Below are 2609 nucleotides of genomic sequence, written 5' to 3'. Positions count from 1 at the left end.
AATATGCTTCGTGTTCCAGCCTTTCCATGTACTTGCGCAAGGATTCCATCCCCTGCGTCTCAATTATCTCTACGGCATGGTTCACCTTCATTATTTCGGCAACGACAGATATTGCTGCATAGACCGACGGGTCAGGCAGACCTCTAAGCTCTTCCTGGAGTTTTTTCTGCATACCCAACAGTTCTTTCTTATTAACGAACTTAGGATTGTGTACAGGGAATCCAAGTTCTGTGAGTTTTGTGAACCTTTCCTCCATCACCTTTTCGAGCAATCCTTTGATCTCGGTCATATCTTTCGGAAGATCGATCTTTATCCATTCTATCTCCTTCTTATGGATATATGGCCTAACATCGCTATCCGATTCTGTCTTCACGGCAACTGATCTTATGTGCAGGGCTTCACATACCTCGCTTATTTTCTCGTCAGTGCTTCCGGGACTTGCGGTTATCCCGAGGCAATGAGGGTTCTTTGCATTTTCAAAATACTTCTCTGCTATGTATGTGTAAGCGTAGTTACCCACTGCTCTATGGGCTTCATCGAACGTTATATGACAGACGTCATCAAGACTGATGCGTTTTGTAATTATGTCGTTCTCGATTACCTGGGGTGTAGAAACGATCAGTTTTCCGTTCTTCCAGAGCTCTGCTCTTTTTTCGGGAGCCACACTTCCGGTAAAAGTAATGATGTGCTCTTCATGCATGTTCATTACCTTTTTGAAAAAAGCTGCATGTTGCTCCACAAGAGGTTTCGTGGGCGACAGTACAAGGGCTTTACCTCCGAATTTTTCCATCCTGGCCGCAATGACAAGTAAAGATACTATGGTTTTCCCAAGGCCGGTGGGCAGCACTATCAATGTGGTTGAGGAAAGGGCCCGACCTGCAAGGTCAAGCTGATAAAGCCTTTGCTCAACCATATCCGATTGTATAAGGGGGTGTTTGATATAGTTTGTCATGTCACATTCTTTTTGTCGAGTGTAACAGTATACTATCCCCTATATTTTTAAATATGTGCAAGCACAGTGAAAGTATTACAAGGGCTTTCCCGCAGTTTCAAATTTTTTGTTTTTATACACGAGTCCATAAAGCACATCATCTATTGTATCAACGGGCGCTCTTACCTGCTGCATATTGTCCCTGTCCCTTATTGTCACTGTACCATCTTCCAGCGTATCGTAGTCAATAGTGACACAATAGGGAGTACCTATCTCATCGTTACGCCTGTAGCGGCGACCAATGGTCCCAGAATCGTCATAAGCAACCAGAAGGCCTTTTTCTCTGAATCTGGCAGCGATCTCTTTTGAAGGCTCTATGAGTTCCCGCCTGGTTAATAAAGGCAACACTGCCACCTTAATGGGAGATACTTCTTTCTTGAACCTCAGCACAATCCTTGCTTCATCTTCGGTATCTCCTACAGACTCTTTGGCAGGGACCATCTCTTCATCATAGGCATGTTCCATCACCGAATAGAGTATCCTGTCAATACCGAAAGAAGGCTCTATCACATGTGGAACTATGTTCTCTCCACTGACCTTGATGGTCTCTTGCACGAACTCCACCAGCTCTCTGGGCACAGTGAATTCTTCTCCGTCCACTGAAACTTTGATCTCTTCTTTTTCGAGTGCTTCCTGCGGCAGGGCTTTGAGGGCTTCAGCAACAACCTTTGCCTTGCCTTTGAACATCGGTCCCATTTTTCCCATATTGGGTTTGACCACGAACTTTTCTACCATACGCGGCTGTTCATATTCACTGTAGATGGAAAGCTCCGTTTTGCTCATGTTCGCATGGGCTGAAAGATCGTAATCTGTCCTGTCAGCGATACCCACTACTTCTACCCAGCCGAACCTTTCTGTAAGGATCTCCGCATCCCAGCAGTCAATGGCATAGTGGGCCATTTCATCTTTCCTGTGCTGCCTGAACCTTAGTTTTTCCGGGGCGATGCCAACACGCTGCAGGAAATGATTGACCAGTGCCACCTGATAGGCAAGGAACTCATGTGCAATGGTCCCTTTGTCAACTGCTTCCCTGACCGTCATGATCTCAGATACGCCTTTTTCCTGGGCGGCATCAGAATAGAGGTTCAGGGCCGTATTTTCAAATCTTTGTATGTTGGGATGGGTCTTGACCCTTGGGTCGATGAATATCTCAGCTTCAGCCTGAGTGAACTCCCGAAGCCTTATTACTCCCTGTCTTGGTGAAATTTCGTTACGATATGATTTCCCTATCTGGGTTGCACCGAAGGGAAGTTTGTCACGATAATATCTTGCAAGTCTCAGGAAATCCACGAACATTCCCTGAGCAGTTTCAGGTCTTAGGTATCCTTTCCTGCCATTTCCAGGGCCTATCTGGGTCTTGAACATGAGATTGAATTCGTAAGTATCCCCCAGATCTCCTCCGCATTCAGGACATTTAACGCCGTTCTGTGCAATGATCTTATCCAGCTCTTCATCTGTAAGGCCATCTGCTTCTTCAACGATGTGCTTTATGAGGTGATCTGCTCTGAAAGCTTCTCCACATTGCTTACATTCGCAAAGGGGATCCGAAAAACCTCCAACGTGACCTGATGCCACAAACACCTCTTCAATTCCTATGGTAGGGCACTCGATCTCCATG

At 45.8% G+C, this 2609-nt stretch carries 2 protein-coding genes; both read right to left on the bottom strand.

What is annotated here, in order from left to right; all coding sequences use genetic code 11:
• The coding region (locus AB7U21_RS11775; RefSeq protein WP_428389275.1) for a DEAD/DEAH box helicase at positions 1–952 on the bottom strand (952 nt) is incomplete at its 3' end.
• Positions 953–1027: 75 nt separating this feature from the next.
• Positions 1028–2609: glycine--tRNA ligase (gene glyS / locus AB7U21_RS11770; protein WP_428389273.1), on the bottom strand; the 1582-nt coding region annotated here is incomplete at its 5' end.

It is taken from the genome of Methanomethylovorans sp. (genome assembly GCF_050177135.1).
Lineage (GTDB): Archaea > Halobacteriota > Methanosarcinia > Methanosarcinales > Methanosarcinaceae > Methanomethylovorans.
Note: the sequence above shows the minus strand (reverse complement) of the source record. Positions and strands in the feature narration are given on the sequence as shown.